Annotated in this window: 34 protein-coding genes and 1 pseudogene; 24 read left to right on the top strand and 11 right to left on the bottom strand. The window is 37.2% G+C overall.

The annotated features are described in order from the left end of the window. The first annotated feature begins 26 nt into the window (after positions 1-26). The 4 genes from PAN06_RS04525 to rpsD all read left to right on the top strand — a co-directional run bounded on the left by PAN06_RS04525 (position 27) and on the right by rpsD (position 4371). A complete protein-coding gene (locus PAN06_RS04525; protein ID WP_269795708.1) occupies positions 27-1694 on the top strand; it encodes a fibronectin-binding SSURE repeat-containing protein in 1668 nt (555 codons plus the stop codon). Between the two features lie 123 nt (positions 1695-1817). Next, positions 1818-2513, top strand: a complete 696-nt coding sequence (locus PAN06_RS04520) for a response regulator transcription factor (protein ID WP_269795707.1) — start codon at positions 1818-1820, stop codon at positions 2511-2513. After that, positions 2513-3565, top strand: coding sequence for a HAMP domain-containing sensor histidine kinase (locus tag PAN06_RS04515; RefSeq protein WP_269795706.1), 1053 nt, complete (start codon positions 2513-2515; stop codon positions 3563-3565). The genes PAN06_RS04520 and PAN06_RS04515 overlap by 1 nt, the downstream gene beginning before the upstream one ends. 194 nt (positions 3566-3759) lie before the next feature. Then, positions 3760-4371: a 30S ribosomal protein S4 gene (gene rpsD, locus PAN06_RS04510; protein ID WP_000092756.1), complete on the top strand. Its 612-nt coding sequence runs from the start codon at positions 3760-3762 to the stop codon at positions 4369-4371. 156 nt (positions 4372-4527) lie between these two features. Here the strand turns inward: rpsD and PAN06_RS04505 are convergent, their stop codons facing one another. Next, entirely contained in the window at positions 4528-5691 is a 1164-nt protein-coding gene (locus PAN06_RS04505) for a site-specific integrase (protein WP_269795705.1), read from the bottom strand. Between the two features lie 161 nt (positions 5692-5852). Further along, positions 5853-6443, bottom strand: a complete 591-nt coding sequence (locus PAN06_RS04500) for a helix-turn-helix transcriptional regulator (RefSeq protein ID WP_269795704.1) — start codon at positions 6441-6443, stop codon at positions 5853-5855. Positions 6444-6599: 156 nt separating this feature from the next. Here PAN06_RS04500 and PAN06_RS04495 point away from each other — a divergent pair, with 156 nt between their 5' ends. The 16 genes from PAN06_RS04495 (at position 6600) to PAN06_RS04420 (ending at position 13488) form a co-directional block, all read left to right on the top strand. Further along, positions 6600-6788 (top strand): helix-turn-helix transcriptional regulator, encoded by a 189-nt coding sequence (locus tag PAN06_RS04495; RefSeq protein WP_269795703.1) that lies wholly within the window; start codon positions 6600-6602, stop codon positions 6786-6788. Between the two features lie 338 nt (positions 6789-7126). Then, on the top strand, positions 7127-7453 hold the full coding sequence (locus tag PAN06_RS04490; protein ID WP_269795702.1) for a hypothetical protein: 327 nt from the start codon (positions 7127-7129) through the stop codon (positions 7451-7453). After that, positions 7446-7649, top strand: a complete 204-nt coding sequence (locus PAN06_RS04485) for a hypothetical protein (RefSeq protein WP_269795701.1) — start codon at positions 7446-7448, stop codon at positions 7647-7649. Before PAN06_RS04490 ends, PAN06_RS04485 begins: the two co-directional genes overlap by 8 nt. Before the next feature lie 14 nt (positions 7650-7663). Next, positions 7664-7930, top strand: a complete 267-nt coding sequence (locus PAN06_RS04480) for a hypothetical protein (protein WP_061452955.1) — start codon at positions 7664-7666, stop codon at positions 7928-7930. Positions 7931-7938: 8 nt separating this feature from the next. Further along, positions 7939-8124 (top strand): hypothetical protein, encoded by a 186-nt coding sequence (locus PAN06_RS04475; RefSeq protein ID WP_129326106.1) that lies wholly within the window; start codon positions 7939-7941, stop codon positions 8122-8124. Position 8125: 1 nt separating this feature from the next. Continuing rightward, positions 8126-8896 carry a DnaD domain protein gene (locus PAN06_RS04470; protein ID WP_346732046.1) on the top strand — a complete coding sequence of 257 codons (771 nt, stop codon included), beginning with the start codon at positions 8126-8128 and terminating at the stop codon, positions 8894-8896. 11 nt (positions 8897-8907) lie between these two features. Next, positions 8908-9756 carry a DnaA/Hda family protein gene (locus PAN06_RS04465; RefSeq protein WP_269795699.1) on the top strand — a complete coding sequence of 283 codons (849 nt, stop codon included), beginning with the start codon at positions 8908-8910 and terminating at the stop codon, positions 9754-9756. A 368-nt stretch (positions 9757-10124) separates the two neighbouring features. Then, positions 10125-10397, top strand: a complete 273-nt coding sequence (locus tag PAN06_RS04460; protein WP_269795698.1) for a hypothetical protein — start codon at positions 10125-10127, stop codon at positions 10395-10397. A gap of 1 nt (position 10398) precedes the next feature. Continuing rightward, positions 10399-10569 carry a DUF2292 domain-containing protein gene (locus PAN06_RS04455; RefSeq protein WP_269795697.1) on the top strand — a complete coding sequence of 57 codons (171 nt, stop codon included), beginning with the start codon at positions 10399-10401 and terminating at the stop codon, positions 10567-10569. Between the two features lie 101 nt (positions 10570-10670). Next, positions 10671-11297 (top strand): hypothetical protein, encoded by a 627-nt coding sequence (locus PAN06_RS04450; protein ID WP_269795696.1) that lies wholly within the window; start codon positions 10671-10673, stop codon positions 11295-11297. 79 nt (positions 11298-11376) lie between these two features. Beyond that, on the top strand, positions 11377-11751 hold the full coding sequence (locus PAN06_RS04445; protein WP_004263709.1) for a YfeC-like transcriptional regulator: 375 nt from the start codon (positions 11377-11379) through the stop codon (positions 11749-11751). Further along, entirely contained in the window at positions 11744-11983 is a 240-nt protein-coding gene (locus PAN06_RS04440) for a hypothetical protein (protein WP_004263707.1), read from the top strand. The genes PAN06_RS04445 and PAN06_RS04440 overlap by 8 nt, the downstream gene beginning before the upstream one ends. Before the next feature lie 46 nt (positions 11984-12029). Beyond that, positions 12030-12449, top strand: a complete 420-nt coding sequence (locus PAN06_RS04435) for a DUF1492 domain-containing protein (RefSeq protein WP_269795695.1) — start codon at positions 12030-12032, stop codon at positions 12447-12449. Positions 12450-12765: 316 nt separating this feature from the next. Continuing rightward, complete coding sequence (locus PAN06_RS04430; RefSeq protein ID WP_269795694.1) at positions 12766-13053, top strand: hypothetical protein; 288 nt, start codon at positions 12766-12768, stop codon at positions 13051-13053. Beyond that, positions 13054-13245: a hypothetical protein gene (locus PAN06_RS04425; protein WP_269795693.1), complete on the top strand. Its 192-nt coding sequence runs from the start codon at positions 13054-13056 to the stop codon at positions 13243-13245. 27 nt (positions 13246-13272) lie between these two features. After that, positions 13273-13488: a hypothetical protein gene (locus tag PAN06_RS04420; protein ID WP_269795692.1), complete on the top strand. Its 216-nt coding sequence runs from the start codon at positions 13273-13275 to the stop codon at positions 13486-13488. Positions 13489-14034: 546 nt separating this feature from the next. Here PAN06_RS04420 and PAN06_RS04415 read toward each other — a convergent pair. Further along, complete coding sequence (locus tag PAN06_RS04415; RefSeq protein ID WP_269795691.1) at positions 14035-15324, bottom strand: DUF6161 domain-containing protein; 1290 nt, start codon at positions 15322-15324, stop codon at positions 14035-14037. A gap of 574 nt (positions 15325-15898) precedes the next feature. Between PAN06_RS04415 and PAN06_RS04410 the strand changes: the two genes are divergently transcribed. From PAN06_RS04410 to PAN06_RS04400, 3 genes and pseudogenes are all read left to right on the top strand, one after another. Continuing rightward, the gene (locus PAN06_RS04410; protein ID WP_004269925.1) at positions 15899-16705 is read left to right on the top strand and encodes a hypothetical protein; all 807 of its coding nucleotides are present in this window, start codon (positions 15899-15901) and stop codon (positions 16703-16705) included. Between the two features lie 21 nt (positions 16706-16726). Beyond that, complete coding sequence (locus tag PAN06_RS04405; RefSeq protein WP_004269924.1) at positions 16727-17974, top strand: toxic anion resistance protein; 1248 nt, start codon at positions 16727-16729, stop codon at positions 17972-17974. Positions 17975-18056: 82 nt separating this feature from the next. Beyond that, positions 18057-18431 (top strand): annotated as a pseudogene (locus tag PAN06_RS04400) (N-6 DNA methylase); the annotation flags it as partial. A 101-nt stretch (positions 18432-18532) separates the two neighbouring features. On the opposite strand, the gene PAN06_RS04395 reads toward PAN06_RS04400, so the two are convergent. From PAN06_RS04395 to PAN06_RS04360, 8 genes are all read right to left on the bottom strand, one after another. Further along, positions 18533-19096, bottom strand: a complete 564-nt coding sequence (locus tag PAN06_RS04395; protein WP_004269922.1) for a hypothetical protein — start codon at positions 19094-19096, stop codon at positions 18533-18535. Positions 19097-19358: 262 nt separating this feature from the next. After that, positions 19359-20624: a site-specific integrase gene (locus PAN06_RS04390; protein ID WP_269795690.1), complete on the bottom strand. Its 1266-nt coding sequence runs from the start codon at positions 20622-20624 to the stop codon at positions 19359-19361. 89 nt (positions 20625-20713) lie between these two features. Continuing rightward, on the bottom strand, positions 20714-20974 hold the full coding sequence (locus PAN06_RS04385) for a MerR family transcriptional regulator (RefSeq protein WP_269795689.1): 261 nt from the start codon (positions 20972-20974) through the stop codon (positions 20714-20716). Next, positions 20971-21552 carry a replication protein gene (locus tag PAN06_RS04380; protein WP_269795688.1) on the bottom strand — a complete coding sequence of 194 codons (582 nt, stop codon included), beginning with the start codon at positions 21550-21552 and terminating at the stop codon, positions 20971-20973. Before PAN06_RS04380 ends, PAN06_RS04385 begins: the two co-directional genes overlap by 4 nt. A 164-nt stretch (positions 21553-21716) precedes the next feature. Continuing rightward, on the bottom strand, positions 21717-22340 hold the full coding sequence (locus tag PAN06_RS04375) for a hypothetical protein (RefSeq protein ID WP_269795687.1): 624 nt from the start codon (positions 22338-22340) through the stop codon (positions 21717-21719). Continuing rightward, positions 22337-23413, bottom strand: coding sequence for an ATP-binding cassette domain-containing protein (locus PAN06_RS04370; protein ID WP_269795686.1), 1077 nt, complete (start codon positions 23411-23413; stop codon positions 22337-22339). Before PAN06_RS04370 ends, PAN06_RS04375 begins: the two co-directional genes overlap by 4 nt. Beyond that, on the bottom strand, positions 23413-23727 hold the full coding sequence (locus tag PAN06_RS04365) for a hypothetical protein (RefSeq protein WP_269795685.1): 315 nt from the start codon (positions 23725-23727) through the stop codon (positions 23413-23415). The genes PAN06_RS04370 and PAN06_RS04365 overlap by 1 nt, the downstream gene beginning before the upstream one ends. Positions 23728-23856: 129 nt before the next feature. Beyond that, complete coding sequence (locus PAN06_RS04360; RefSeq protein WP_269795684.1) at positions 23857-24291, bottom strand: sigma-70 family RNA polymerase sigma factor; 435 nt, start codon at positions 24289-24291, stop codon at positions 23857-23859. Between the two features lie 277 nt (positions 24292-24568). Between PAN06_RS04360 and PAN06_RS04355 the strand changes: the two genes are divergently transcribed. Beyond that, the coding region (locus PAN06_RS04355; protein WP_269795683.1) for a hypothetical protein at positions 24569-25581 on the top strand (1013 nt) is incomplete at its 3' end.

The raw sequence follows: 25581 nt of genomic DNA, 5'->3' as shown, positions 1-25581 counted from the left end.
TAAAGAAAAACTCTAAGGAGAATCCTATGAAATTCAATCCAAATCAAAGATATACTCGTTGGTCTATTCGCCGTCTTAGTGTCGGTGTTGCCTCAGTTGTTGTGGCCAGTGGCTTTTTTGTCCTAGTTGGTCAACCAAGTTCTGTACGTGCCGATGTGGTCAATCCGACCCCTGCTCAAGTTGTGCCAGATGCTACTTCGGTGAGTGAAAAGAGCGACTTACCAGTAGAACTTCTCAAAGAAGCAGTCGATACAGCTCTTCCTTCAGAACAGGCTGACTCAACACCTAAAGCAAGCTTGGATACTACAAGCTCTCCAGAAAAAGTGAATGTAGCTGATAAAGACCAAGTGGTAGCGCCAAAAGAAGAAGTGCAAGCAAAACCAGAATCTAAGAAAGAAACAGGAGATGCGCTTAAACCTGCGACAAATCCTGCGCCTACAGTTTCTGGACAAGACCGTGAAGCAAATGAAGCTCAACCAGCAACCACCCCAGCTGAAGTGCAAAAAGGTGTAGCCGACAACACCAAAGACACAGTAGATGTTCCAGCTACTTACTTGGACAAGGCTAACTTCCCAGGCCCATTCACAGCCGGTGTCAACCAAGTTATTCCATACGAGTTCTTCGCTGGTGACGGTATGTTGACTCGCCTTATCTTGAAAGCATCCGACAAGGCCCCATGGTCAGACAACGGCTCAGCTAAAAATCCAGCTCTTCCACCAGTAGAAAAATTGGGCAAAGGCCTTTACTTCTACGAAGTAGATTTGGCAGGAACTCAAGGTAAATCAGACAAAGATTTGCTTGACCTCTTGAAACAAAACGGCACTCAAAGTTATAAAGCTACTATCAAAGTGTACGGTGCGAAAGACGGCAAGGCTGATTTGACAAATCTCGTAGCGACTAAAGATTTGGATGTCAATTTGAATGGCTTAACCACTCCAGCTGAAGTCCAAAAAGGTGTGGCTGACAATACCAAAGACACAGTAGATGTCCCAGCTACTTACTTGGACAAAGCCAATTTCCCAGGCCCATTCACAGCCGGCGTCAACCAAGTTATTCCATACGAATTCTTCGCTGGTGACGGCATGTTGACTCGTCTTATCTTGAAAGCTTCTGACAAGGCTCCATGGTCAGACAACGGTTCAGCTAAAAATCCTGCTCTTCCACCAGTAGAGAAATTGGGCAAAGGCCTTTACTTCTATGAAGTGGATTTGGCTGGCACTCAAGGAAAATCTGATAAAGAACTTCTTGACCTCTTGAAACAAAACGGTACTCAAAGCTATAAAGCTACCATCAAAGTATATGGTGCGAAAGACGGCAAGGCTGATTTGAGCAATCTTGTAGCGACTAAAGAATTGACAGTGAACTTGAATGGGTATAAGTCCCTCAATGATATGAAATCTAAAATGCCAGCTGCTAGTCAGGATAAGATGATGCCTAACAAAGAGCAGGACAAAACCATGAATGCTAGCCAGCCTATGGTAACCTCAAGCAAAATGTCTGATGAAGGCAAGATGGCATCTACTAACAAGGTGTCAAGTCCAATGATGGCTGCTCACATGAAAGATCAAAAAGACATGCTTCCATATACTGGTGAAGCCCAAACCTCAATGGCTACTCTTGGATTCTTTGGATTAGCCTTGGCAGGACTGCTAGGTGGACTCGGCTTGAAAGCTAAAAAAGAGGAAAATGACTAGTCTAGCTACAGACTTTCTATCTAGGATATGAAAAATCCAAATATCGTTTAGAATGTTCGTAAAGAGATTAAAATAGTGTTATACTATTGTGGTATAGCACTGTTTTTTTCAAAGGAGAGACAGATGGGAAAGACAATTTTACTCGTGGATGACGAGGTAGAAATCACAGATATTCATCAACGTTATCTGGTTCAGGCAGGATACCAAGTACTGGTGGCCCATGATGGAGTGGAGGCCTTGGAAATCTTCAAGCGAAAAGCGATTGATTTGATTATTACAGATATCATGATGCCTCGGATGGATGGTTATGATTTGATTAGCGAAGTTCAGTATCAATCTCCGGATCAGCCTTTTCTCTTTATCACGGCTAAGACAAGCGAGCAGGACAAGATTTACGGCCTGAGCTTGGGGGCAGATGACTTCATTGCCAAGCCCTTTAGCCCTCGTGAGCTGGTTTTGCGTGTCCACAATATCTTGCGTCGCCTTCATCGTGGAGGTGAGACAGAGGTTGTCAGTCTCGGGGATTTACGGATGAATCATGGTAGCCATGAGGTCCAAGTTGGAGATGTGGCGCTTGATTTGACCGTCAAATCCTTCGAACTTCTATGGCTTTTAGCCAGCAATCCAGAGCGGGTTTTCTCTAAGACAGACCTCTATGAAAAGGTCTGGCAAGAAGACTATGTGGATGACACCAATACCTTGAATGTTCATATTCATGCTCTTCGACAGGAGTTGGCTAAACATGCTAGTTCAGAAACACCCACCATCAAAACCGTCTGGGGCTTGGGCTACAAAATTGAGAAAGCACGAGGTAGTTAATGAAATTAAAAAGTTATATTTTAGTGGGGTATGTCATTTCAACACTCCTAACGATTATCGTGGTTTTTTGGGCTATCCAGCGAATGTTAATTGAAGAAAGAGAAATTTATTTCCTAGTGGGTATGACTCTAGTGGCTAGTTTTATCGGTGCTGGAATTAGTCTCTTTCTCCTATCGCCGGTCTTTACTTCATTGGGCAAACTCAAGGAACATGCCAAGAGAGTAGCGGACAAGGATTTTCCTGCAAATCTGGAGGTTCAAGGCCCTGTAGAATTTCAACAATTAGGCCAAGCTTTCAATGAAATGTCCCATGATTTGCAGGCCACCTTTGATTCTTTGGAAGAAAGCGAACGAGAAAAGGGCTTGATGATTGCCCAGCTATCGCATGATATCAAGACTCCCATCACTTCGATCCAAGCGACGGTAGAAGGAATTTTGGATGGGGTTATCAAGGAAGGAGAACAGGACCATTATCTAGCAACCATTGGGCGTCAGACGGAAAGACTCAATAAACTGGTTGAAGAGTTGAATTTTTTGACTCTAAACACAGCTAGAAATCAGGTCGAAACGACCAGCAAGGACAGCATTTTTCTGGACCAGCTCTTGATTGAGTGCATGAGTGAATTTCAGTTCTTGATTGAGCAGGAGGAGCGAGATGTTCATTTGCAGGTAATTCCTGAGTCTGCCCGAATTGAGGGAGATTATGCCAAGCTTTCTCGTATCTTGGTGAATCTGGTCAATAACGCTTTTAAATACTCAGCTCCAGGAACCAAGCTGGAAGTTGTGGCTAAGCTGGAAAATAACCAGCTTTCAATCAGTGTGACCGATGAGGGGCAGGGCATTGCTCCAGAGGATTTGGAGAATATTTTCAAACGCCTTTATCGTGTAGAAACTTCGCGTAACATGAAAACAGGTGGTCATGGCTTAGGACTTGCGATTGCGCGTGAATTGGCCCATCAATTGGGTGGAGAAATTACAGTCAGCAGCCAGTACGGTCTAGGAAGCACCTTTACCCTTGTTCTCAATCTCTCTGGCAATGAAAATAAAGCTTAAAACCCCTTTACAAATCTAGCAATTCATGGTAGAATGGATTTTGTGTGAAATATCAGCAGGAAAGCATGAAGCTCGTCAACAGGTGTCTTATGATAAGTAACCTTGGCTGTTTAGGCGAAGGGCATCTGCACGAATCAGGGCTTTCTAAGTGACTATTTCCACCGAAATATTATTTATATCAGGAGGACATTCACATGTCACGTTATACAGGACCATCTTGGAAACAAGCTCGTCGCCTTGGCCTTTCACTTACAGGTACAGGTAAAGAATTGGCACGTCGTAACTACGTACCAGGACAACACGGACCAAACAACCGTTCTAAATTGTCAGAATACGGTTTGCAATTGGCTGAAAAACAAAAACTTCGTTTCACTTACGGTGTAGGTGAAAAACAATTCCGTAACTTGTTCGTACAAGCTACAAAAATCAAAGGCGGAATCCTAGGTTTCAACTTCATGCTTCTTTTGGAACGTCGCTTGGATAACGTTGTTTATCGTCTTGGTCTTGCAACTACTCGTCGTCAAGCTCGTCAATTCGTAAACCACGGTCACATCCTTGTTGACGGAAAACGCGTTGACATCCCATCATACCGCGTAACTCCAGGTCAAGTGATCTCAGTTCGTGAAAAATCATTGAAAGTTCCAGCAATCCTTGAAGCAGTAGAAGCTACTCTAGGACGTCCAGCATTCGTATCATTCGACGCTGAAAAATTGGAAGGTTCATTGACTCGCTTGCCAGAACGCGACGAAATCAACCCAGAAATCAACGAAGCACTTGTCGTTGAATTCTACAACAAAATGTTGTAATATTTTATTGAATAAGATAGGCTTTGGGGCCTTGATATTAAGCACTTTGGGGCGCTTTCCCTTAGTGCTTTTTTTGTTTTTACTACCCTTTTAGTTACCCTTAACTAATTTTAGGTATAGTAAGAGGGTAGCCCCAAAATGGGACACCCTTATTATTTATAAATTACTAATAGCCGATTCAAAGATTGAGACGGCTTTTTTTGCTCCCTCTTTGGTAGCATGGACATAAGTGTTTAAAGTCATAGAGATATTAGAGTGACCTAATCTGTATTGTAAGTCTTTGGCTTCTATGCCAGCATATAGCATGATTGTAGCGTGTGTGTGTCGGAAACCGTGGAAACTAATATCAGGAACGCCAGCGCTTTTGAAGTGGCCTTGTAGTCTCTTTCTTAGTAGGCAAGCATAGGCGTATTTTGTAGTAAATGGAGTGAAAACAATCCCCTCAGACCGTCCTAGTTGCCATGACTGGACTTGTTGACGTTTTTTATATTGCTTGAGTAGGGAAACTGTAGCTTTATCAATATCAATTTCTCTTAGACCAGCTTTAGACTTAGGTGTATTTGTTTCTTGGTATCTATTCAGAGTCTTAGAAATGCTGATAATACCTTTTTTAAGGTCAATATCAGACCACTCAAGAGCCAAAGCCTCACCGATACGGCAACCACTAGCCAGCAATGTCTTATAAAGTACGTAGTCAAAGAAATTTTCATAACTAGACTGATCCAAGTTGTCCAGGTAGTCTAAAAACTGTTTTAGTTCCTGGTTGCTGAAAAATTTGACCTTATGCTCTTTATTTTGTTGTTTACGTGGGATAATGACATCACGCGCAGGGTTATGCTGGATCACTTGCATAGTCACGCCATACTGGAGAATACGGCGGTTTATATTGTTTAGAAAGCTATAGTTTGCGTACGCCCCTTTTTCGCCCTTATTGGCCTTGTCAGCCCACTTATTGACTTGTTGCTGGATAATAGGAGTAGTAAGCTTTTCTAGCTTGTAATCGCCGAATACAGGCAAAATATGAAGCCTTACAATCCCCTCCATGGATTGCTGGGAGTTTGGCTTGATTGTATTCTTATAGCTCTCCCACCATAGAGCGACCAGCTCCCTATAGGTTGTAATGGTTGGCTTTTCCTTTACGCTATATCCATTAGCTGCAAAAGCATTGACAGCCTCCCTAGCTTTAATTTTAACGCCCTTTTTAGTGTTGGCCGTGACCGTAGTCCTAGCCTTTTTCCCTGTAAGCTTATCAACACCTAAATAAACACTTGCACGGTACACTGTAGTACCGTTTTTCTTTTTGTATTCTGTAATATTCATAGTCATACCTTTCTAACATCAGTAAGCAAGTATGGGATTTAGTTAAGTATTTATGAATATTGTTTTTATATGGGGCTGAGAGCTACGAGAATAGCCCTATTTTCGTTTGTTTTAATTTATATAGACGAGCTATAAAATCGCTTAGAGAACGTTTTATAGGGTTATTTATTTTCAGGAGAAATTAGTCCTACTAGTATTTCATATACAGCAGCTTTTTTCTCTTTTGATAAAAGAGAAAAGCATGAAAGAACAGCAGCCTCTTCGGCTTCTAAGAAAGCTAAGGCCTGATAAAAGTTGTTAAGCCTTTTTGAGGAAGAGTGACTAATATGTTGTTCGCCAAAAAACTTTTCTAAATCCTCCTCTGATAGATTATGTTTGTTCTTTGTCTTACCATCTTTATAAAAATTTACGTAGTATTCAAATATGTTGTTTTCAAGGATTTTGTCACTATTGGGAGGGGTGAGAGATTGGAAGATTGATTTACCAGCTTTTACAGCCTCGTAGTCAGGATCTTGAGAGGAAATAGATACTATTTTTCCCCAATCGTTGGAGTCATCTATTTCTGCTGTATAACCTAATAAATATGGAACAGAAACATTGAAATAATTTGCAATTTTCTCCGCATTTTTCTTTCGTATAGCTGTCTCATCATTTTCCCAGCGTTGTAATGTTCGTAAGTTTATTGATAGGTTTTTAGCTAATTTTTCTTGAGATAATCCTATATTTTCTCTCAATTCTTTAATTCTATTCATACGTAAGATTCTACCTTTCGAGTAAATTATAACCTATTACGGCAAAAAAGGCCATAATAAAATCAAAAAATAACAAAAATAGTTGACATACGTAATTAAATGTCGTATAATTACAATCAAACCACGGCAAAAAAGGCCGTTAGAAAGGGGAAACGAATGCTAATTACAAATGAGTTAGCTGAAAAGGTACGTGTTAAACGTGCCAAAGCTCAGCAGACTAAGAAGGCTATAGCTGAGGAATTAGGGATTAAACCACAAACCTATACCAAAGTTGAAAATGGAGACTATGACGCTCCAAAGCGTATCTATGAGGCAGTTATGAACTGGCTAGTAGAAGATTTATAAGATTTCTTACTACCTTTCACTTATAGAAATCTAAGCAACAAAAAAAGCCTAGACAGTCGGCAAACTAGCAAGGCTTTTCACTCAAACAACTAAAACCACAAATAGCAAGTATGGGATTTAGTTAGGTATTTATTTAATTATATCACAAAATAGTGATTTGTGCCCAGACGAGAGAGCACTAACTCTTTAAACTGGTTCTTATTCATGCATTCAATTTGGCGACTCAGAGTATGAATAAGAGTGGCAGGAAAGGCATTAAAAAGGTACTATGACTTTTTCCCAATTTTGGAAGAAAGTCCTGGAGCAACTATACAAATAAAACATAATGAGGTAAGAACATGAGTGCAATTATATTAGAAAATAGTATTTTTACGGTTAAGAAATCAGACTACACCCCTGAACAGTGGGAAAGAATGCAAAAGCTAAGAAATAGCGAGGAGCGAGTAGAGGCTAAACTTTCTCAACTCTATGGGAGGCGTGTAGCAACTGTAATTGTTTTTAATATCATTGCTACTTACAAGAATACTTTTAATAGATTTGCAGATACCTATGAGGAGGCTTGTGATGGCTTAGGTATTCTTGTTGTTAATGACATTATCACTAGGGCAGTCAACGGTTTACCAGCCCAAGGGGTAGAGCGTAGATTGGAGGTATGTCATGAATGAGCTAGATTTAACCAATACACAGGCGGTTATCTTCATGATGGTATTGATTGGCTTGTTACTTTATCTAAACCACCGAGACCGCAAAAAAAGCGCCCAAATGGAGCGAGAAAGCAAACAGACGATAGAAACACCAAGAGAGGAATTAAACCCTTGCTATGGGTGTTATATTCAACTAGCAGGCAAGCGGAACAATTAGAAAAGGAGTGCAATATGCAACTATTATCAAGAGAGGCAGAGCTTGAGCTACTGGAGAAAGTGGGAGATCACTTAGAGAAAAGGCTTGAGCTTGAAAAACAGCATAACGACGGCTGGGACTTAATTTCTAGGCCTGATTTACTAGACAAGTTAGGGATCAGTGGCACAACGTTGAATAATTGGGAAAAACACGGTTTAAAGCCGTATCAGTCGCCTTTTGAGAACAGTAAGAAGATTTATTACCGCAAGACCGATATATACAATTTTCTTGCGGTAGATTAGGGGGAATAATGACAAAGAAAAAAGAACAATGGACGCCCACCATCACAAATCTACGTAAGGTAATTGTGGACGGTGTGGAGCAATGGGTGGAATTTGAAACAGAGGGCTATGTCATCCCTCCTGGTCATTCTTATTATGACATCATCAGGGGAATTAACAAGGAGGTGCAACGGAAGAAAAATGGGAAATCGTAGAATGATAAGTAAGACAGTAACCCAAACTCAGAGATTTTTGAGGCTGCCGTTAGAGGCACAGGCTCTATATTTTCATTTAATTCAAAACTCAGATGATGATGGAGTAGTAGAGGCTTTCCCAGTTGTTAGAATGATAGGGGTTAGTGAGGATAGCCTAGGACTTTTGATAGTCAAGGATTTTATCAGGCCGCTTAATGATGAAATGGTTTATTTTATTGTGGATTTTCATGAGCAGAATACTATCAAGAAAGATAGATATAAAAAAAGTGTCTATCATGAGTTACTAGAAACCTTTAAAAGCAAGGGTTTTTATGAAGTGGAGCCCAATGGGTTCCAAAGTGGAAACCAAACGGAAACCAATGGGTTCCCTAATATAAGTCAATATAAGTCAAGTCAAGATAATCTAAGTCAATCTAGGTCAAGTCAGAATGACGAGGACGAGCATGAAAATCCAATCTTTGAAAAATTAAAGTCGGCTTTTGGTCAAATGTCAGTCAATGGGACAATGACGGAAGAAGTGAGAGACTTGTTAGAAATCCATGGTAAAGAGTTAGTTATCTATGCTCTTGAGGTAACTATCCTAAATGCTGGTAAGTCAATTAGATATACCAGGTCAATTCTTTCAAATTGGCAAGGGCTAGGACTTAAAACAGTAGAGCAAGTTAAGCAGCATGAGGAACAAAGGCAAAAGCTGAAACAGTCACCTAAACAAGCTGAGCCTATTAGTCGTGAAGAATGGCTGAAAACACGAACAGAAGAAAACCCATTTTAGGAGGGCGAGCAATGGAAAATAAATTTGAGCAATATAACAACAGAAAAATTAGTGAAAAGGTATGTGAGGTTCATAAGGTCAATTATTGGCAAATTTCAACACCTAAGAGGGGTAGTAAGGAACGAAGTATACAAGAGTTTTGTCCTGAATGCACAAAGGAACTAATAGAAAGGCAGGATAGGGAGGGAGTAGATAAGGCCCTAAATGTTGAGACATATCTGAAAACCTACAATGTCCTTATGCGAGACAGTACGATCCCTAGAGAGCTTAAAGAGGCTAGCTTTGAGAATTTCATAGCTGAGACAGCCGAGGAAAAGCAACTATTAGCATTTGCTAGGGAGCAGGTAGATAAATACCTCGACGGTATGACAGGGAATACTTTATTTACAGGCTCTACAGGCATAGGGAAAAGTCATTTAAGCGTTGCTATTGCTAAGGCTATAAACGAGGGCTACAAGGCCAAAGGAGAGCCTAAAAGCGTGTTATTTGTCAATCTAACAGAAATCCTTAGGCGAGTTCGAGAGAGCTTTAACTCTCCTACTAGCCAAGAGGGGCACTACTCAAGAATGCTGAAAGAGGTTGATTACCTGGTACTTGATGATTTAGGCATAAAATCGGACAACGCTAGTAGTAAAGGTAAATCAGTCTGGGAAGAAGAGTTTATTTTTGATATTCTCAGTAATCGAGATAAAACCATTATTACTACAAATCTAAGCAGCTCAGAAATTTCTAGCTTGTATAGTGAGCGAGTGGCCAGCCGTGTCAGAACTGGCTTAGAGGGTAACTTTTTCAAGTCATTTACTATCAAAGATAAGCGATACTCAATCAGTAGCTTAAAGGCTAAAGCCGCTCAAAATTGAGCAGGATTAAAAGAGTGAGAAATTGCAATGTAGTCTTTAATATGATAAAATACAGTTGGATTACCTAGATGATACCATCTAGCGCAAAGTACGGCAGGTAGCTCCTGCCTCGGTCACAGCTGTACAAAAATTGTGCAGCTGTTTTTAATTATATAAAAATAAAAAAGCCCCACACTCGCCATCGCCAAACTTTGAGTGTGAGGATATGAATTGCAAGAATGAAACTTAAAAAAGCTCAAAAATGAGTTTAAGTACACTAAAAAGGGTAGTAAAAAGCGTTGAATAGTTGAAAATATCAGTTATATCAACGCTTTAGGACTACTGAGATTACAATAAGTTCATATATTTCAAGTAAAGGAGTAATCAAAATGACAAACTACAAAGAAAAACACCGTTTCAGTTATAAATTTGAAAATACTGAACATGCAAAGGCAAACAAAATAGCTGATGTGGCAAGTATTGCCATTCATGGTTATTTCATGGGCACTGGAGAAAGTCCAGTAACAGAAACAACTATTAGTGGAGATGGGACTATCACAGTAGATTATCAAGGTAGAACAGCAATAGGGGAATCCCTGAAACGTATTTGTTTAGGTTTTGCTAATTACTATGAACAGGATACAGAGGGAGAGGAGGTTTAGCATGATACAAAAGACAGAACAGCTTAAAGATTTGCTTGATCGAGGCTTTGTTTTATTCTCAAAAAATGGTATAATTGAATCAGCTAAGTTACCTGAGTTTGGCAGTCTTACTATCATAATGCAGGATGGTAAACCCATTCAAAAGGAAACAAGGCAAAAAGAAAAAATTTAGCTGCTGACTAGAAAACTAGAGGCATGATATAAGAGTTTAACTACTCTTTATCATGTCTCTTTTTGTTTTAGTCAGAGAAAAAAAGAAAGAGGTAGAACACTATGACACTACAACAAATAAAGGCACAAATTTACAACCTAGGCACTTATAAGCAACAAAAGATTGAGGCTTATGGAAAAATGAAAAAAGGACTTTTGGAAAAAGTTCGAGATCAGGTTTTATATCAGTCTGAGGCTGAGCTACGCCTGGAGAACTTTAAAAAAGAGGCCGATCAGTACTCAGATACTGAGTTTGCCAATATTCTAGCTAAGCTAGAGAATTTTGAACAGACAGAACTAGAGAAAATTAAATCAGAGTACGAAACAGTAACGGCTGATAATGTTGCTGAGTTGAACTTACTGAGCACTATGAAAGTATCGGAACAGGAGCTACTAAGCTATCTAGAGAAATACAAGCGAAACCCATTGGCCATTAAGAAATTACATGAAATCGGAGCAGCTAACAACATTGCTTTACCTAGCTATATCCTGAAAGAGGATAGACTAGCTGAGCTGTTAAAGGTATTCAAGCAACATGCTAAGAGCTATCATGATACTCCAATCATTGATAGTAACGGTTCAGCAAGTGATCTAGCTTTCATGTTAGTTTTAGCTAGTGATGAATTAAATACAGCTTTAGAAACATACTCTAATCATTTTGATACAGCTCTAGGGCTATCTGAGGGCTAAGATAATAGTTATAAGCCTAATCAAGTAAAGAGTGGGCTTACATTATCTGACAAAAGTTTACAATTCCAGGAGGTAAAGAATGGGGGAGAAAGTCACACCCAGGCAAGAAAAGTTCGCTCTAGCTTTGATGACTTCCAATACAATCGAAGAGGCTAGGGAAACTGTTGGTATATCTAGAACAACTGTAAATAAGTGGCAAAGGGATATAACATTCAAGAGGTACTATAGAGAGCTTAGACTTAATGCAATGCAGCAAACCACGGCAAGGCTACAAGCTGTTAGCATGGAGGCGGTAGAGGTCTTACATAATCTTATGACAGATGAAACAGTATCCCCGTTTGTAAGGCAGCAATCAGCTAAGACTATCTTGGAAGTGGCTTATAAAGCTCATGAGACTGGAGATATTCTTGAAGTTGTAGAGGAAATAAAAGCGGAGCTAATCGAAGATGAATAAGCAGAAAATCATAGCAGACCTGAAAAAGATACACTCAAGACTCAGGGCAAAGGGAACTGATGAATTTGTAAGAGCATACTTTGATAGAAAGCGTAATCTATGGGCAATCCTTAAACCAGGGAATAACTTTGGTGAGGAGGTGGCAGAATACCTCACTGATGAACAATTTGAAAAGCGTTTTGAAGTTTTTGAGGGAACACTGTTTTATCATGACCGTAGGGAGTTTGAGTAGTGCTCATTTTTGGACACAACACTAATAGAGCAAGGAGGTACTAATAGTGAGTGCTGACGAGGTAAAAACTAAGCTAGAGGGCGTTAAGTGGATAAACAAGGAGATCAAAGGCTTATATTTGGAATTGGAAGCCCTGGAAGGTGGTATTATCAAAAAACCAACACTAAGCCATAGCAGGGTGCAGACAAGCAGAGAGAACAAGACAGAGAACAATCTTATAAGTGTTCTGAAGCTAAAAGAGGATACGCTCCAGAGGATTGAGCGCCTTACTGAGGAAAGAATGGAAATATCTAGGCTGATTGATAAGCTGGCCAATCCGCTTGAGCGTTCTGTCCTAAGACTTTTTTACTTGAATGATCTCGATATTTGGGGAGTTGCTGAGGAAATAGGTAAATCTAAAACTTCGATATATCAGGCAAAGAAGGCAGCTATAGAACACTTGGCAGGTATGGTAAATGGGAATTGATTTAACCTTACCACGGAATTAGGAGAGTATGGGGAACTCTAAGCCCCATATTCGCCCGTATTTCGCTTTGTTTATGATATAATTAGCGTGAAAGAAAACAAGGGTAGCATAGTTTTAGAAATGAATGTCAGAAAGAACGAGTAATAATGAACTTATCAGAGGCTTTTTCTCAGATTGACTCAATGGGGTTGAGTTCTCCTAAGCTCATCCCGTCTGAGATGACAGATGAAGAATTATCACATTTGAGGTTTACCACATTTTCCAAAGAAGATGAGGAGGCTATCATGGCTGAACTCAAGAAAAGAGGTCTAGTGTTATGAAATGCAGTCAACAAGTATTAGACATGCTAGAACAAGCAGTTAGTGGTCAGATTGATAATTTTTGGGATTTCTCCTTTAAGTTTAACTCCCTTTTTGGAGAAGATGAGGATTTTGCTGAGGCTTGGGACAATGAAAACCCTGAAATGTTTGACGCTCTCAATGACTTTGAGCTGATGATGTTCTTAGAGGAACATGACCCAAGTGATAAGCAAGGATTTATCAATTTCCTAACACCTTACTGCGAACGAGCAAAACAATTAGCCAATATTGAAAGGGATATTTAAATGAAGCTCTGGGAATTTAACCGTACAGATGTAGTTATCACGCTTGAAAATGGCGTGGTAGTTAGAGGATTTGTAGAGGATTATTGTGACGCCTTTGACAATGCAGAGGAGATGGACTCATTACTTGTAGATGTTGATGGAACTCCTAGAGAATATTTTGAGGATGAAATCCTTAGTATTTCAGTAGTATAGCGCTTAGAACATGTGAGAGGGCCAAGAATGAGTAAACAACTTTGGAACTACCTACGCTCAAGAGTTCAGGTAGTAACTAGTGACGGTAAAGTCATAAAAGGTTTTGTCACAGATTTTATTGACGAAATGGACAATGATGAGCAAGATGAAATCACTATCCTCATTGACAATCCTAGCCCTGATGAACCAACTGAGATTTCTCTCTTTGAGAGTGAAATCAATGCTATTCAAGAGGTAAAATAAAAAGCACCTTTGACAGGTGCAATTTACTTGCTTACTGAACTCATCAATTTAAGTCCCCTTTTTGTTACCCTTTATGTTTTCTCAGCTTATTTGAATTTAATAGTTTTTGAAGAAATCAAGTTAGATTTAGAGCAGGCTTAGGCCTGTTTTTCTGTACCTAATCACTGCAAGATAACAAAATGCTTTAATTTTAAGAAATATCTTACAGAAAGCCTACAACAGTGGGCTTTTTGCTTTGTCTTAAAACGTTGATTTCAGGGTTTGCTTAGAGATTTGTTAGTAAGGTTATTTGTGTATCTAAGTCTATCTATTCCAAGAATTAAGCGATGTTATCTGGTATGATATAATATTTTGGCCCCCTCAATTATCAATAGGGATATAAAAAGAGGCTGGGACAAAAAGATTTTGATTTTAGGAATTCTTTATTATAAATTTTTAAAATCGATAAATTAGGCAAAAAAGCGAACAAGATAGAATTCTGAATGTCAGATAACTCGTTTTGTTCGCTTTTTATATTTAAGGTTAGAATTTTGTCCAAGACTCTTTTTATTTTATGTTCTTTGACAAAATAGCTAAAATTGTATCACTATCATTTGATGTATCTGTTTTTACTAGCCCTGTTTCAACTTTACTAAATAATGAGTTAATAATAATTAGTCGTTCTTCTTTACTAATATCAGTTCCGGCTTTAGTGAGAGATTGATAGAATCTTGTCAAAGCAGCTTTTTGCTTATATTCGGTAGCTAAATGTTGATTTGACAAAACGATTTTTATTAAAATCCTAATAATGTAGATAAAAAATGAAATCACTGAAATAAGAATAAACGACTCGGATATAAATGGTATCTCATTTTTGATAGTGTTTAATGAATAATCATGTATTACGAGAACCAGTTTTCCTAAAGTAAATATTAAAGCTACAATAGTAAAAACAAGGAATATTGCCCAATTTCTGGCTTGTTTTTCATGTTCTTCAGCACGATTATTCCAAAGATTTTCTGGAGCTTCTAAAGCAAGCTTGTTTTCGTAGGTGTCCTCTAAAACTTTAATCTTTACAAACTTTTCGTTTTGCCAATTGTCGAGAGATTTTTTAAATGCAGCAAGCTCAGAAACTTTTTTATCATATTGTTCCTGAATTTTATTATGTTTATCTTCGATGAATGATGTAATTTCTCTAAATTGTTCATCCGAGTCTTCTGAAATCTCTTTTAATTTGTTATCTAGAGGAACAACTATACTTGTTTCAAAATCAGATATATTGTCTTTGATGTTTGAAAGGTTTTTCCTTAGTAGATATAGTGCTGGATAAGACATTTCTTGAGATGAACTTGAAAAATAATTTCCGATAGCATCGTTCTTTTTAGAAAGATAGATAAAATTTCTGATTGCTTCATCAAGATTATTTTTAGACTGTTCAATATAGAAGGAAACAAATCTTCTGATTTTACGAAATTGTGTATCTTTGTCAATGGGAGAGTTTACTGATAGTGTGTAAACTATCTTATCTTGTTCTCTTGTTTCACGATCAGTCGATAAAGTGTAATAAATTTGATTATTTATATTGTCAATATTTAGTTCTTTAAGTTCGAAAATATAATTTTTTACTGTATTAAACTTATCATTTAAGCTTTTCCAAGTAGAATTAAAACTAGTTGGAGCTTTATCATAAATTGAATTCCAATAATCATAGTTACTTTTTATAATTCTTTCAAGCTCTTCAAATGTAAAAAATTCTTCGGAATTGCTAAATTCAATTATAAAATTGTTAGAAATAGAAAATCTAAAGAGAATCTTATCATTTAGAAAATTTGATACTTGACTTTTGGTATAACTCATAAACCTCACCTATTACATATTAATTATATTATCATCTATTATACCATAGAAAGATAGGATAAAATAAGTCATATACATGTAAAATTGTTGACAGAATTAGTTAATTTATTTGAAACTCAGTAATAAGGTGTATTACTAAAATCATATTAAAAATAATTACAATTTTATTGGTAGCCTTTTGGTAGCTAAAGAGAAAAAATAATTTATTTCTCTTGTTGTGAATATAATAGGAATGTTGATTTATCAACAATCTTTATTATTTCAAATAGTTTCTCGGAATTAGAGGATAGCAAAAAACCCCATCGGTGGCACGGTGGGGCTTTTTTAGTTACATATGCTGTAACTTTACTCACATTGTAAGTTCATTCTAACATATAACTCCCGATATTTCAAGCCTTTGTTTTGATATTCCTCAGAGTGTGTTTGTGGTTTGAGTCCGCTTCACTGAAATTAGCACACGCGCTACCAAGTTCCATTCTACAGCAAAGAAATCAACTCTTTTCTAGGGGATTTCCGCCCTCATTTTGCTCTTTTGTGCTAAAATAGACTTATAAATTGAAAATAAGGAATGTTTATGAAATCAGGTAATGGTTTTTGGAAAGGTTGTCTCTATTTTTGGGGCTTCTTGTTCTTATTAGGCCTGTTGGTCCAATATGCTCTTCCGCTTGCGGCTTGTGTACTGCTAGGCTATGGTGGTTATCGCCTCTATAAAAGTTGGCGCTATCCTCTTTTGCAGGATCGTTCGCTCGATGATCGGATTGAGCTTTTAAAAGCTCGGATTCGTCAGGCGGACAAAGATATTCAGCAATTAGAGAGAACTTTAGTAGAAAAAGGTTCAGATTCCTATAAGAGTCTAGCCAATCAAGTATTAATCGAACTGAGGGAAATCCATCAGGAGGCGGATCGTCTTAAGTCCTATATCGACGCTGATGTCTACAACCGTATTGACAAAAAGGTCCGTACAGTAAGGGCAAACATCGATGTTCAGCTAGAACGTTTGGATAGAGAAAGTCAGGTAGATATTGAAAATGCGGAGCCAGAGGAATTAGCTCCAGAATTGTCCCAGACCTTGGCCAATATTGCTATTGACCATCAGGCAATTTTAGACAAGATTGCCACCTCTGCCGAGGGAGATAAGGAAGAATTGACGGCCATTCATAGTTTGAAGATGGAGAAATTCCAAACGATTTTAGAAGGCTATTTGAAGATTAAGGCCAATCCTAAAAATTATAATCGGGCAGAAGAACGATTAGAGCAAGCTAAAGCAGCCATCGAACAATTTGACCTTGAGCTAGACCAAGTCTTGAGAGAACTCAATGAAACAGATATGCGTAATTTTGATATCAGTTTGCGTATTCTAGAAAAAGATCGTAAAGAATAGGTTAGAAACAAAGGAGTAACCATGACAGAATTTAATTTTGATATTGACCAGATTGCCAATAATACGGTAGCTAAGGTGGATAAAACAACCCAAATCATCGAGACAAATACTGGCTCAGACAAGACCTTGACCTTCCTTGAAAAGTTGAGCCCTGAGCAGCAAGAAGGAATCAAGGCGCACGTGCCCCAGTTAGTAGACCAGTTTGTCACCAATCAAAATGCTCTCTTAGATTTTGGACAGTCTGCTGTAGAAGGTGTGAACAATACGGTCAATCGTATCTTGTCAGAACAAAAGAAACTGCAGATTCCCCAAGTGGATGACTTACTCAAGAATACCAACCGTGAGTTGCAAGGCTTTGTGGTCAAATACAAGAACGCTGAAATTGCTGAGTTAGAAGAGAAGCCAAACTTTTTGCAACGATTGTTTAACAAGAGCAAGAATACCTTACAAGAATTTTACTTTGACTCAAAAACAGTGGAGCAAAAGCTTGATGGCATGGCTGCCGCAGTGGTCAAGCAAGAAGATGTGCTAGCTCGAAATATCGTCTCTGCTGAGATGTTGATTGAGGACAATACCAAATCCATTGAAAATCTAGTGGGAGTGATTTCCTTTATCGAAGCCATCCAGACAGAAGCTGGCAAGCGCGCTGCCGAACTAAAGGCCCAAGTTGACCAACTCGATACAAGTACGGTAGAATACCAAACCAAGTCACAAGAATTGGCCCGCATGGCTGAAGTGGTTAATACCCTTGAACAACAACACACTGAGTATGTCAGCCGTCTCTATGTTGCCTGGGCAACAACACCTCAGATGCGTAATCTTGTGAAGGTGTCATCTGATATGCGCCAAAAATTGGGCATGCTTCGTCGCAATACGATTCCAACAATGAAGCTTTCCATTGCCCAACTGGGTATTTTGCAACAATCAATGAAATCAGGTGTCGTGGCAGATGCCATTGTCAATGCCAATAATGCTGCCCTTCAGATGCTAGCTGAAACCAGCAAGGAAGTGATTCCGCAGATGGAGAGAATTGCACAAAGCCCGACAGTCGCTGTCGAATCTGTTACCAAACTGGCTGAAAGTCTGGTTGCACAAAACCAAGGCATCGTCGCAGCTATTGAATTGGGACGCCAGAAACGTGCCCAACTAGAAACAACCATCGTCAAGTCCGCAGAAATGATCAACGATTCTGTCAAGCTGCGCGATGAGAAAATTGTCCAAGCCCTTCTAGACCAAGGCAAGGCCGCCCAGAAAGAAGTACAAGAATAATACACAAGTCCCCTGTAATGTAGATTTGCAGGGGATTTTGCTTGTTTTAGTAGAAGTTTGAAGGTCAGGGAATTATTGCTACAAGGATGTCTTCTTTATCGATGCCTCAAAAGAGTTTGAAAAAGGGAAAAATCAAAACAATATGACCGAAGACCATATTGCCAAGATTTTGGAGACTTATCAAAAACGCGAGAATGTCGAGAAGTTTGCCCATCTAGCCAGCTTTGAAGAGATTGTCGAAAATGACTACAACCTCAACATTCCGCGCTATGTCGATACCTTTGAGGAAGAACCCGTAGTTCCCCTCGCCGACCTCGCCGACCAGCTCGCAGAGATTGATAAAGAGATTGGTCAAGTCGAAGCCAGACTCGCACACATGCGCAGCCAGCTAGTAGGCACAACACCAGAAGCCCAAGCAGAATTAAGCGCCTATCTCGAAAAATTGAATGAGATTTAGAGACTTGTGAGAATACTCTGCTAAAAAGTTAGAAAAATAAAAATGACAATAGATTTTCTACTGTCATTTTTTGTTATTAATAACTTTAACAAAAGTCATCTTTAAAAATTTAAAAGTTTATTTCTTTCTTCAATATCATTTTTAATACATTCTTCAAGCACCTTGGGATCAACATAGATCACATTCCCAATCATTTTTGCGGGAATGTTCATAGACAGTACTTGTAATGAATATTTTTTAACAAGTGGTTCAAGTTTTGAGCCGTTTATATGGTTGTTAATGGCAGGGAAAATGATATCTTCCCATGAAAATGTGTAGTTATAAATTGTCTTGTTAAATCCAAGCTCTCTGACTTTAACCATATCATGTATGCGAATAAGTTTTACTAGTATATTAATACCATCAATATTCTTGGCTTTATAATTTTCACGTAAGTCTTTAAAAGAAGCATAGTTCTTGAAGGTAAGATAAGCCAGTAGAATAATTAAGATTAGAGGGATAATGCCTTTAGACGTTAGCAAGTCACTTATAGCTGTCAACTTAAAACTAAGTATGAAGTTGATAACAACTGCGTACAAAATAGCTAGTAGTGGCAATTTTACAAATAAAAAAGATTTGTATTTTATGGAAGTAATGGTATTGCTTTCTTTAAATTTTATTTTCATAAATGTTTCTCCTTAAATATTATCAGTTGAAAGAATATAGAGAAAGACTATGTAAAGTTAGTTTTATAATAAAACACCCCATCAGCTAGATATTTTTGTCTAACTAATAGGGTGTAAGTCATGAAACGGAATGACCTATTACTTAACCTCTGTAAAGGTTGTGAATGTTATTTTAGCACCCTTTAAACGCCGTTATATCAACGTTATATCAACGTTTTTAGATTGTTCTATAGAAAATGTAGTCATAAATGTAGTCATTTTGCTAAGCCGTCAATTTTGCAATTTCTTTAAGGTAGATTTCAACTGCTTCTGCTTTCTTTTTCGGTGCCAATTCAGCATAAGTATCCATTGTTGTTTTGATCGACTTATGCCCCATTCTTATCTGGAGTTCTTTCCAGTTCGCACCAGCATTCAGCATCAAAGAAGCATGTGTATGACGGAAAAGATGAAAACCATAATTTGGTAGTCCTAATTCAGTCAAACGCTTTTTAAGCGTTGCACGTTCATTTCTGTCACACATATAGTTTCCGTAAATTGTAGGGAAAATCAGATCTACAGTTGGTAAATCATGACTCACAAAGTAATCACCCATCTCAGCATGAAAAGCTTTCAAGTCATCTAAGACTTGTCTCGGGACTGCAACTCTTCTGTTACCAGAATCAGTTTTGGCACTGTTCTTACAAACAATCTCACCCTTAATCCCAAGTTTCTTATTTCCAGCTTTCCACATCAACGTCTTGTTAACGATGATTTCATTGGAATCAAAATCGAGATCATGGATTGATAAAGCAAGAAGTTCATTGATTCGAAGCGCAGAAGCTAATAGTGTATCACAGATAACTTTAAATCTTCGATTAGCTCGTATGTCAGGAAGAGTATCAAGATAGTTCAGCCAAGTAGCCAAGTCCTCTCCATGCAATACCATAATTCTCTCCTTTACCACCTTTGGTTTTGGAGGGATTTTTACTGTCCGAGCTGGATTATGAGACAGTTCGAAATTCGTAATTCCATAATCGAAAATATCACTAAGCTTATAGATAACTGCACCGAAATCTTTTGCGTGTCCCTTTTTGGATTTTTTAACACCTGATTCAACAGACTTTTTAGATTGTTGAGCTAGTTTGTTAACCCAAATCTGAATATCTGCAGATTTTATCTCTTCAGGCCTATATTCTCCAAACTTAGGGATGATATAGGTATCAAGATAGCTTCGAACCCGATTGATAGTATTCTGAGAAGTGACCCAAGTTACAAAGCTGATAAACCAGGCTTCAGCTAACTCCTCGAAGTTATTAATCAACAAAGTCTCTTTTAGAGTTGAACCCTTCGCTTCAAATTCAATCCGAGCTTGAATGATTTTCCTATCAAGACTTCTTAGAGTTTTAGCAGTTATAGATGATGTAACTTTTTTTCCAGTTTTAACGTCTACACCAATATACACACCACGTTGCGTATAGCTAATGGTTCCATTACTCTTGGTAGTTTTAATGACTTTTCGATTGTTGTGAATGATAGTTTCTTTCTGCATAATAGCCTTTCACGTTCGGATATATAAAAGGCTAAAATAACAACCTCACATATTTCATGTGATATTACTATTTTAGCACATTTTTAGAATTAAGGAGTTAAATAGGTCAGCACATCCTCCATTCTATAGTAGACAGTTCGAGTTCCCTCAATCGGCGGTTCTAGACGCTTAAGTCCTGTCTTCTCCCACGATTTCAATGTGTTTGGTGAAATCTTAAGTATCGAGAGTAGCTCTTTCTGAGTAAGTATACTTGCATTCTTTTGAGTATTTTCTTGTTTCTGCATCAAAGCAAGCAAACAATTCAAAATCTGTTCGATCTGATTCAATTTTATAAGTTCATTATTCGTCATTCTTCACTCTCCTTTTTATGATTTGAGTGTCTACGTGAATCCAGATATTTTGCGAAAAAGTAAGTCTTATCAATAATGAGATTCAAAAGTGACGGATTCTCAACTCGTGCATATCTAATAAGATTGTTAAACTCAGTAAAGTTGTGTTCTTCGATAATATCAATCACAGTTGAAAGAAATTGATCGTTATTGTTAGTGATTAGAAATTGCTCCAATTCAAAACCACAACCAGATTCAATCTCATCCATATTGTAAAGTGTTTTGTCAGGATTCTCTGCGTGTATGAAATAATCATACATCCCCTTTGGTGACATGACCACCTCTACATGAGAAGGTGTATGTAGTTTTTCAGTTAGTAACTCTGAAACCTGCGTATAGCTTTTAAGTGATTCGAAAAATAGGACCCCATGCTTATGCGCTTTTTTAAATTCTCCATTTTCTTTATTAACATCCTTATCATGCCAAGGACTCAAGACAAATGGAATATGCATTTCTTCAAGGATGTCTAAATAATTTTCTGGTGCACTTTCTTGATAAATCAGGAATGCCCACTTATTCGAACGTTTATCTTTAGCCATGAATACCTCCCTTCAAATAGCATTTTCAAATTGTTTGCAATTCATGTGATTATTGATTACTGATACACTGGGGGTCGTAGTAGCCCCAGTGTATCTGCCAATTAGATTTCATGACCAGGCAGCACTTCTGGTCTTCACTACGTGAACCAAGCACTGCCAATTTATTATCTTTTTGTAGATTTAAACCAGAGCTTATTACCTCTCCTATTTGGTGCAGAAAAATAATATTCTGGATTGCGACTAGAAATTTCTTCTTTGATATAGGTTTCCATATCTCTCAATAATTTCTGAGCCTGTTGCGTCTTTGGATACTTAATCACAATCGTCACAGAATCTTTTCTTACGTCAACAACACACTTAGATGTTGCTCTATTGAATTTCCTTAAAATAGGATTGAACCTTGTCACAGTAGAAGAGTTATCAATTGAAAAGGCCAGTTGAGAATTCTCGTCTTGTCGTAAAAACTGTGCTAGTCGAATCGTTTGATATGCAGATTTAAAATAGTTTATAGGTGTGTCATAGAGCAATCGTAGAATTAACTCAATTATGATGATAAATACTGCAATTAATGGTAATAAAATTGCTAGAGTTTTTGTATAGTACTCACCTTTACTAGCCCATTGCTTTATCGCCTCAAACAGATGAGATAAGTATGTACTTTGAGCATTCGCAATCAAATCCTGTAGTAATCTAAGACCAATTGTCAAGCAAAGGAAAAACAAGCTATACAAAAGTAACGTCACTGTAAAATTAAACGTTCTCTGAAAGAAATTCTTTTTGACATTCATAAAATACCTTTCTTAGTGTAGTATGTTGGACATAATAATGGTAACACTTGATAGGGATGCTCATTATCAATTATTTGTATCAAACCGGTACCCTTTCCAACTGGTATGACAATACCCTCTGGATCCAAATCTGGAAATAGAAATTGTGTTGTCTTCTTATTAATATTCCCGATTTGAATCAATACATTTAGTTGTTCTCGAACAGAAACTGGGATTGTATTGTGGTCAAAACGCTGACTAACTAATAAAAGGTGTACTCTAGTCGCTCGTCCTAGTAAAGCAACCTGTGATAAAAGTGAAAAGAAAGAATCTTTTATCGTTTTATTGACACCTTCCGATAACGCTAGAACTTCATCTATGACAATGGTTAAATGCTTAAATTCTTCCTCAGAATTTTCATAGAGAATCTCTTGCCTTTCTTGAATGAGATTTAAACATGAGCTTAGATTTTCATTTATCTCTGAAACAAAATCAGACTTTGAACGATTACGTTTAGGGTGGATAACTGAAATACCATTTTCACGTGCCCACCTGGAAGGTGTATCAAATTTTGGATCCACAATAATTAAATCCGAAAAATTTTTCAGCAAGCTTAAAAAGTACGTCAAAGCATAAGATTTTCCAGACCCACTATTTCCTGCGATAGCTACAGAAGTTACTTTGTTAAAATCTAGAGTTAGATTTTTCATTATTGGTACTGTGTTATTTTCTTGCTTCAAAACAAACTGTTCTAAATCTGAAATTACAAGCCTTTCAGAAATACCTTCTTTCCACGGGAAGAACAATCCTCTTTGAACGTGAATATCATCGGTTTCAAGAGCAAGAAAATACGCAGAATTCTGTTTAAGTACTGTATATCGTGGATAAAGAGCAGCATTAGCGATTAAAAAAATCTTCTGATAAAGATCATCATCAATGATGTAACCAGATGGTAGTCTTGGGATAAATAGAAAACCATCTTGCAAAATTTTAATATCAAAACTATTTGTGTAGCTAGTTTCTCCCTGCATAATACTGCCAAGCTCCATATTTAGGGCTTGAAGCAAGTATTGAGCAAGTTCTTTAGTAGTCATTATTTGACCTCTTTGATGCCATTTGCACGGAAATAGACATTGTAACCAACTTCGCAAGCCTCAAGATTGTCAAAATCAACCATTGCTAGATAAGACGGAAGTACAACTTCAGATTCAAACTTCACCTGAAAAGGTGGTAACCCTTTCTGAGAGAACCATGCCTTGTGCCCGATGATTTCACCTGTAGGTTGCCCATCTTCAAACTTAATTTGCGCTTCAAATTCAGTACTCAAACAATGGATTGCTTGTTTTTGATCAACATATTGTTTAGCTGTGTTAGCTGAATAGCCATTTTTACGATTTTTTGTTTTCATGTGATTTACCTCTTTCTTATTTATCGTACTCCAGTTGTATTCTTCGATTTATTTTATTAAACAATCATAGCAACCACCTCCTATCTATACGGAGAAAAAAAGCAGGAAATTGGTAATTCCTGCTAATTTTTAAAAATATTTTTCTAATTCCTCCTTTAAAAATTTTAAAATATTCTCATATCGCTTTTTAATTGTTTTATGACTTTTGAAAGAAGTTTCTTTTGTCAATTGTAACGCAGAAGTTCCATTGAGTGCCATTTCCAAAAAGATATGAAGATCATCTTTTGATAGTTTAGATAGCGCATTAATGAGAAGTTCATTAAGTTCTTTGATAAGTAAATGCTCAATTGGATTATATGTATTATCTGAATATAGATTCAAGATTTCTGTCTCTCTTCCCTCATTCAAAATAGTTAAATTGAGACTTATTACTCCGTAATGACGTTCTTTACGTTCAAGGTTATTTATCGGTTGGTTAAGTAATTTATCAACTTTAATCCAGTCGCCACATTCAATGGCATTAGCCAGGTTACGTTCACGTTTTTGTTCGACTTTACTAGTCATAAAGGTTCCTTTCCGTCTATGAACGGAAAAGAAACACAATAATTTGTCAGGTTATTTATGAACGAAAGCACTCAAAAAAACGGCGATAAATTTGACACAAAAATCCTTTAGAGACAGCTGTACCCTGTATTCTATTCCGTCCATTGGTGCACCTCTAGACTGTGTAATTATCCTTAATTCAAGGATAATTACATTATAAAAAAAATTAACGTGGTATAATTATGGTAATTTTTGTAAACAAATCATCAAAATATACCACATTTTCAGAGGGAAATTTATGCTAATTAAAAGAACAAAAAAATTTTTAATAGATTGTGCTTCATTAAGATTAGATTCCAGAATAAAATTTATTAATGAAGAGCGCAAATCAAGACTATCTACAGAGTATTACTGGTATGAAGGGCAAAATAAAAATATTAAAAAAAAATATAAAAAACTTACCAACAAAGAAATCTCTCCTAGCAATCCTCCTTTAATTAGCCTTATCAGGAGAGGGGTGGTAACTTCAAAAAATCCGTTTTTATACACTTCCAATTCAATAGAAGACGTCTTGAATAATTGTAAATTTGATGAATATGGTACAAAACTTGGCTTAGACAGCAATGAAGAAGTAGAATATATTGAACGAAACATAATGTTCAAATCCTATGATGAAATATGTTTCGGTGATTCTTCTGAACATTCTATACTTGAATCATTTTTAGAAACAAGTATTATTTTAGATATACTTTCTGAAACTCATGACGAAAATCTGTGGAGAATCATACTAGGTTATATGCCACTTAATATTAAATTCGAAAAAATTAAATTAGATGTTGTTGATCTTCAAAAAGTATATAATATACTCCTTGAAGAACATTATGAATTGTTGATTACAGGCATTTTCCGTGCTACCAGATTAGATTTAAATCTTAGTTATTGGTTTTGGGAATATTATAAAGATAAAAGAGAAAAATTAACAAAAATAAACAAATTAATATATATCGATGATGTTATGACTGCATTTTATCATGACGTTATAAAGAAAGAAACGGATCATTTTTTTAAGGAAAGGAGTTACTACGGATACAAAGAAAAATATAGTCAGGACAATTGTACTTATCAAAATTTAGAGCCAATAATCTCAATACAACAGGAAATGCACTTGTATCAGAGAGGACTAAGTTCAGAAGAAATTCAGGAGAAATATGGTAATGAAATTTGGGATAACGATTTAATATGTTCTATAACCAAAGATAATTTAGATGATAAACTTGGAAAATATACTGACGAATATCTAGGTTATGAAGA

This window comes from Streptococcus sp. SM3 (assembly GCF_027497875.1).
This window is presented reverse-complemented; position numbering and strand designations above follow the sequence as displayed.